At 45.5% G+C, this 6,478-nt stretch carries 4 protein-coding genes and 3 pseudogenes; 5 read left to right on the forward strand and 2 right to left on the reverse strand.

The features are described from left to right. Positions 1–450: 450 nt before the first annotated feature. Entirely contained in the window at positions 451–828 is a 378-nt protein-coding gene (locus HMPREF9469_RS27815) for a hypothetical protein (RefSeq protein WP_007870367.1), read from the reverse strand. A gap of 617 nt (positions 829–1,445) precedes the next feature. On the opposite strand from HMPREF9469_RS27815, the pseudogene HMPREF9469_RS34205 reads away from it, so the two are divergent. The 5 genes and pseudogenes from HMPREF9469_RS34205 to HMPREF9469_RS31655 form a co-directional block, all read left to right on the forward strand. Continuing rightward, positions 1,446–2,231 (forward strand): annotated as a pseudogene (locus HMPREF9469_RS34205) (transposase); the annotation flags it as partial. 147 nt (positions 2,232–2,378) lie between these two features. Next, positions 2,379–2,741, forward strand: coding sequence for an IS66 family insertion sequence element accessory protein TnpA (tnpA, locus tag HMPREF9469_RS32210; RefSeq protein WP_007870369.1), 363 nt, complete (start codon positions 2,379–2,381; stop codon positions 2,739–2,741). Positions 2,742–3,072: 331 nt separating this feature from the next. Next, positions 3,073–3,396: an IS66 family insertion sequence element accessory protein TnpB gene (gene tnpB / locus HMPREF9469_RS27825; protein ID WP_157140352.1), complete on the forward strand. Its 324-nt coding sequence runs from the start codon at positions 3,073–3,075 to the stop codon at positions 3,394–3,396. A 451-nt stretch (positions 3,397–3,847) separates the two neighbouring features. After that, positions 3,848–5,425 (forward strand): annotated as a pseudogene (gene tnpC, locus HMPREF9469_RS31650) (IS66 family transposase). Further along, positions 5,400–5,513 (forward strand): annotated as a pseudogene (locus HMPREF9469_RS31655) (transposase); the annotation flags it as partial. The pseudogenes tnpC and HMPREF9469_RS31655, both read left to right, overlap by 26 nt. Before the next feature lie 277 nt (positions 5,514–5,790). On the opposite strand, the gene HMPREF9469_RS27835 reads toward HMPREF9469_RS31655, so the two are convergent. Continuing rightward, on the reverse strand, positions 5,791–6,478 hold a 688-nt coding region (locus HMPREF9469_RS27835; protein ID WP_007870372.1), incomplete at its 5' end, for a transposase.

Here is a 6,478-nt window from a genome sequence, read left to right on the forward strand (position 1 = left end):
ATAAATGAAACTGTGAGGATGTACAGATATTGAATTTATTTTCCAAGCCTAATGTAAAAACCATTTCCTTTAGGCAGTAGAGCTTCAGTAACATTTCTTTTAAGTAGAGGCATTGATATAATTAACATACTGGAAGATGCGTAAAAATGGCAAATTATATGCGTTGAAAAATATGAGGGTGTATTGAAATCCCGCATGTTTTTACTTTTTAATTCTACGAACTACGCAAATCACATGGCGTAGGATGGATGCTCAATCTTCCTGACAGGATGTTTAGAAACAATCTCCATCCCCTGCATCAAAATTCCGTATTACGCTTCGGAAATATCCAGTACATCGCAGAAGGAACGCGGCCAGCTCAGATCACCCTTTTCAATTCTTTTATAGAGGAGCAGAGATCTGTCTCCTGATTATCCAACTATTCGGATCAGAAGTCCTGTGACCGTCCTGTTATTCTTCCACAGAACAAGAACAAAATGTTCTAGTCATAGGGAGCCAGCTTAACACGAAAGCGGATAATAGCACTCCCCAATCTGTGTCCACCTTAAATCTGTGAAACCGGTGACAAGATAGACTTTTTTGAATCCGGCAGTACGTTTCAGCATAAGACAATTCCCTTATTATATTCCAGATGAATTCCGAAAAAGCAAGATTTGAAATTTCAGTATTAAAACCATTTGGGCTATGCAATACCGCAGCCATATTGGGTTCAATAGGCACATACTCGTTTTTTGAAAGCGACATCAGAACGGTCCATTCAGCAAAAGAATGTTCTGCCCACTGTTTCAAATGGACATACTCTGCAACTAAACCTGTTTGAGATTTCATAACTCAATCTCCTGACATGAGTTGGTAGTGTCAAGTATTTAGCTACTCAAATCGGCTTGCCTCCAATAAAAGCAATTGATCCGGGCGGATTTACCCCCACCCCCTCCCCACCCCCGTACGTTCTTTTGATGACCAGTTATTGTGCTTGTGAATCCCTGCCAAATCCAGGCTGAAAACCCGTTAATTGCAAGCTTTACAGGGATTTGCGCAGAATAAATATGATGGTTCAAGAGGATGGTAAGAGGAATGATTTTTTCATAAATCTTTTAACACTACCCATGAGTCAAAAAAGTTGAGTTCTAAACTTGTTAATTATTTTTAGAATTATGGACCTATTATCCCAGACTTCAACTGCAATTGAAAGGTACTCACTATACAGAGTTTACTTTTATTCAGTTTGCGTTCTCTTTTTAGAACAGCAAATGTCCCTTACTCCCATATCTGTCTTCTCCGCATGATTCTTAGATAATCACTGGTTCCCACTTTCTGATTATTCCGATAAAAAGATGGGTAATAGGCGCTGGCATTAATCCTTACTGTACCCATATCGGTTGTACAGGCGGCAAACCGTGGACATCTTTTACATTGTTTTCTGAACTGCTATATGAAATTTCTTCCCTTCCTGCCACAAACGTTTTACAGCCCCCTCTTCGTTCCTGCCTATCTGTCACCGCAGGACACCCAGACTTTCATTCTACATCGTTTCCTTGATTCGTCAGACCTTTTCCGTGAAACAAATTGCAGAACTTACCGATGTTGCCGCTCAGACGGTCTACCATCTCCTGGACACCATACACGCCCCTCCTCCTGACCATCTCCCACGATCACTCTCCATTGACGAATTCAAAGGTAATTCTTCCACCAGTAAAGTTTTAGTACATTCTTATGGATCAAAAAAAGCGCCGGCTCCTCGACATTCTCCCGGATCGGACCCAGAGCCATCTGGATGATTATTGGCGGAACATTCCCAGGAAAGAACGCCTAAAGATAAGGTTCTTCGTCTGCGATATATGTCGCCCCTACACCGAACTTGCACAGACCTTCTTTCCAAACGCAACCATCAGCGTAGATAAATATCATCTCATCCTGCAGGTGACATGGGCGATTAAAAACGTACACAAACGGCTGTAGCGGTCAATTCTGTTTTCTCTGCGTAAGTATTATAAACGCAACCGGAATCTCATTCTGACCCGCTATAGAATGTGAACAAACAGGCCTGTAATTTAATGCTTCACTATAGCGAGGATCTGCGTCTGGCACACCACATGAAAGAGTGGTTCTATGATATCTGCTAGATGGAAGCGTATCGCCAGCAGCAGAGGGAATTTGAGGCCTGTGCTAAGACCTACAGGGCCTGGCGAAAAGAAATCCTGAATTCCTTTAAATACGGGCTGACAAATGGTAAGCGCAAAGTATTAGGGTGGATTGCGCCATACCACAAATTCCTTCATAATGAGCATAGCTAGATGCAAGCATTTTGCTCCACAATTCATGAATTATTATGATAGATGCTGGCATTTTACTATATAATTATGGAGGTGTTTTAAACAATGTCTACTTACAATGCCAGAGTACCAGCCGACCAGCAGTATCAACTGATCATGGAATGCCGGAGCAACGGCCTCACGGATTACCAGTGGTGCAAAGATCATGGGATACATCCGGGCACTTTTTACAACTGGGTAAGACGCCTGAGGAAGAAGGCCTGCCATGATATACCGGTCTCGGTTTCCAGGGAACATCTTAATCTCCATTCCGCCGCCCTTCAGTTGGCGGCACAAATAGTAATGAAAGTGATTCACACCTCCAAGTTTTCGTGTTACAATAGACTTGATTATAAAGGAATCCCGGCATCAGTATCAGATGCACCCACCCGTTTGTTTATTGATGTGCAGGTGCGCCTCTCTACTTAGGTGGAAATACTCTTCAATGCGGTTCATTATGTGATCCTATTTTTTGTGTCTATTTCACGATTTTGGCTCAAGTTGCTTTCTTTCACACTAGTCCTCCTGCTGTGCAGGAAGTGGTCAAGCTGAACCTTATTCCCAAAACAGACAGCAATCCTGGCGGCTTTCTGTCTGACGGTCCGATTCAAGAAATGCCGCAACACCAGGCTCCACTTGCCGCCATGATAGAAATATCTCTTGGCCGGGCGACCATCCGCATTTCCAATGGTGCGGAACCTGCCATGCTGGACCGGATTCTCAGCCTCGTGAAAGGCTACGTATGCTAGGCGATATTTCTGTGGCCAACAACATTTTCATCGTCTGCGGCACGACTGATATGCGAAAGTCCATCGATGGTCTCTGCAGCATTATTCGGGATAAACTTTCTATGGACCCAAACCAGCCCTCCCTGTTACTGTTCTGTGGGAAACAATGTGACCGGATCAAGATCCTGCTCCACGAACCAGATGGATACGTTCTCCTTTATAAAAGGCTGAGCGTCACGCAGGGACGTTATCGTTGGCCACGAAAAAGCTCAGAAGCTCAGGCCATCACCTGGCGTCAGCTGGACTGGCTGCTCAGCGGGCTTGATATCGAACAGCCTAAAGCGATCCAGTCCTGACAATGATCCGTTGTGAAATTGCTGAATTTTTCGAGCTGTTTCTCATCCGGGATCGTGGATAACAAATCCGTGTTTTGGAAGTTTGCGGATAAGTTCTCAGGAATCCACAGTTTAGCCTGATATGTCGCAGATCCAAAGGCTTATCCTGTGGCTGAAAGCTCGTTTTCTGGTGCTGATCCAAAAATCCTGGAAAGTTATCCACCGTCATTATGACGAGACTGCGCTCTGGCAGGATTCGCTTTTTTTCATGATTTCTGGCAAAATACCAGTAATAAGAAAAGGAGTGGCAAGTCCATGGCACCCAGCTCTAAGGATATCCAGTTCAGAGAACTGAAGGATACGATCACTGAATACGACCATCCGTACCCAGAACGACCTGATCCTGTCTCTGCAGCGGATTCTGGAAGAACGCAATGCCAGGGATGACGAAAAGGACCGGATCATTGCAAATCTGCAGGCGCAGCTCGAGTATTTCAAGCAGAAACTTTTTGGCAGTTCCAGCGAGAAACGGAATGATCTTCCCGGGCAGATGAACCTGTTTTCGGAGACTGTATCCGAGGAGGAACTCATCGAACCGGAATTCATTGAACCGAATACCGGTAAGAAGAAACGTAAGCCCAAAGCGAGTTATGACGAGATGTTTGCTGATCTCCCAGTCTGCCGTGTGGAGGTGGATACCCTGACCGAGGAGCAAAAGCACTGTCCGTTGTGTAAGAGCCGGATGGTCCCGATCGGTCACGAAGAGATCCGGACCGAGATCCGGTATACCCGGGCGAAGCTGGAACGTGTCATCTATATCGCGACCACATATGGTTGCCCCGTCTGCAAAGAAACAGAAGATCCACAGTTTATCAAAGATGAAGGAGTCCCTGCATTGATCCCTGGCAGCTATGCGTCTTCCTCACTGGTGTCCCACATCATGTACGAGAAATATGCAGATGCGCTCCCTCTGTACCGACAGGAAAAAGGCTTTGAACTTCTTGGTGTCAGCATCAGCCGGACCACGATGGCCGGCTGGATCATCACCTGAGCACAGGATTATCTGCAGCCGGTGTATGACTACTTTCACAGACAGCTGTTGAAAAGACACTATCTTATGGCAGACGAAGCACCCATCCAGGTGTTAAAGGAACCAGACCGCCGGCCCCAGAGCAAGTCCTACGTCTGGCTGATGCGTTCCGGAGAAGACCGGCTGCCGCCTATCATCCTGTATCACTACACAGAGACCAGGGCAGGAGGAAATGCGGTCGGCTTTCTGGAAAGAATCGATGACGGCACGTATGTGATGGTGGATGGATACAGTGGCTATAACAAGCTAAAGAAGATACGCCGGTGCTGCTGTTATGCACATATCCGGAGATATCTGATCGAGGCCATTCCAAACGGTCATGATAAGGACTACAGCCATCCGGCAGTCCAGGGTGTCCTGTATTGTAACAAGCTGTTCTAATACGAGAGGGGCTATAAAGCAAAAGGGCTGTCCTATACCCAGATATACAAGCGTTGCCTGAAAGATGAAAAACCGGTAGTGGAAGGTTTTATCCGCTGGCTGGATGCACAGAGGCCGGAAAAGGGCAGCCATATGGATCGTGCAGTGACTTATATCCGAAATCGAAAAGACACGTTGATGATATATCCCGAAGACGGACGGTGCAGCCTGAGCAACAATCCATCGGAAAACTCGATCAGACCGGTGACCCTGGGACGCAAGAACTGGTTGTTCAGTTACAGTCCGGCTGGAGACAATGCAAGCATGGTGGTTTATAGCATGGTAGAAATGGCGAAATCTCACAGACTTCATCCATACAGCTATTTGAAGTACCTGCTGGATAGTCGCCCAAGTACCGATACAAGCGATGCCGAACTCGCGAATCTTGCGCCATGGAGCGAAAAAGCGAGGATAGCATGTAGCAATAAATCAGAGCAACAAGCTACCAACCCTGACATCAGTGGCTGGTGTCAGGGCAAATCTATTGGGGACACCCTGATACTTAGCTCTTACGACAAATGGTCACACAGAAGGATTTAACAACAAGATAAAGGTATTAAAATGGAGCAGCTACGGAATCCGGAATTTCAAACGGTTCCGACCCCGGATACTTCACTGTACATTATAGGATAAAAAGGTCGGTAATGCGGAGGCTTATTTGGCATACCCAAAATCAGTAAAATCTGGAACTAAACATAAAAAGGGCCCTTTTCATGGAATTGGGGCGGGATTTTAACAAATCCCACCCCAACTATTGACAAAGAGCCCATGATAGAAAGAGACAATCCCAGAGAATTCGGGCCTTTTCTAAGGCAAAATTCTCTATGAGACTGTCTCTTCCTTTTTCTTGCTCCTATTTCAGGGCGCAAACCCCCTTGTTTGGTTTTTACGGAGCGCCCTGTCTTCTAAGCGGTTTTCTGCTCCTTTTTCCCTTCATATTTTTTGATTTCATGGTGTAAAAGTCGGTGGTATTTCATCATATTCCTGCCTATCGCATACAACATGAACTCTTTATATACGTTTTCCTCTGATCGGTAGGTAAAACGCCGGAAGTTTTCATTCTCCTTGATATCTCCAAAGTGTCCCCCTGTCTGGATTGAACGGGTCTGACGTTTCAGGCTCCCTTCTTCACTCTGGATATTTGTATGTGACTCTTCACGCAGTTCTTCCCATCTCTCATTGATCTTCATGACTTTATTGCAGTCCGGCTTCTTTTCTGCATTGTATTTATAAAGACATTTCGATTTATGCTCACAGCCGCTGCAGTCCGCACAGCCATATACCTCCACGGTCTGGGTGTAGCCATCCTGTTCTTTGCATGCCCGTGTCTTACGCTTCTCATTTTCCTGAAGCTTGATATAACTCCGGATCCCGTTCTCTTTCAAATACAGCAGGTTCTTTTCACTGCAGTAGCCGCTGTCAGCAGTCACTGCCTCCAACGTATTTCCAAACGTTTTCCTGTGCTTTTCTAAAACAGGAATCAGAGTATGATAGTCTGTCCGGTCATTGCTTACATATCCGTGGACAATAAAGTAATTCTCCACCGCAATCTGGACATTGTATGCTGGTTTTAACTTCCCGTTCATCATATGG

The sequence above is a fragment of the [Clostridium] citroniae WAL-17108 genome, assembly GCF_000233455.1.
GTDB lineage: Bacteria > Bacillota > Clostridia > Lachnospirales > Lachnospiraceae > Enterocloster > Enterocloster citroniae.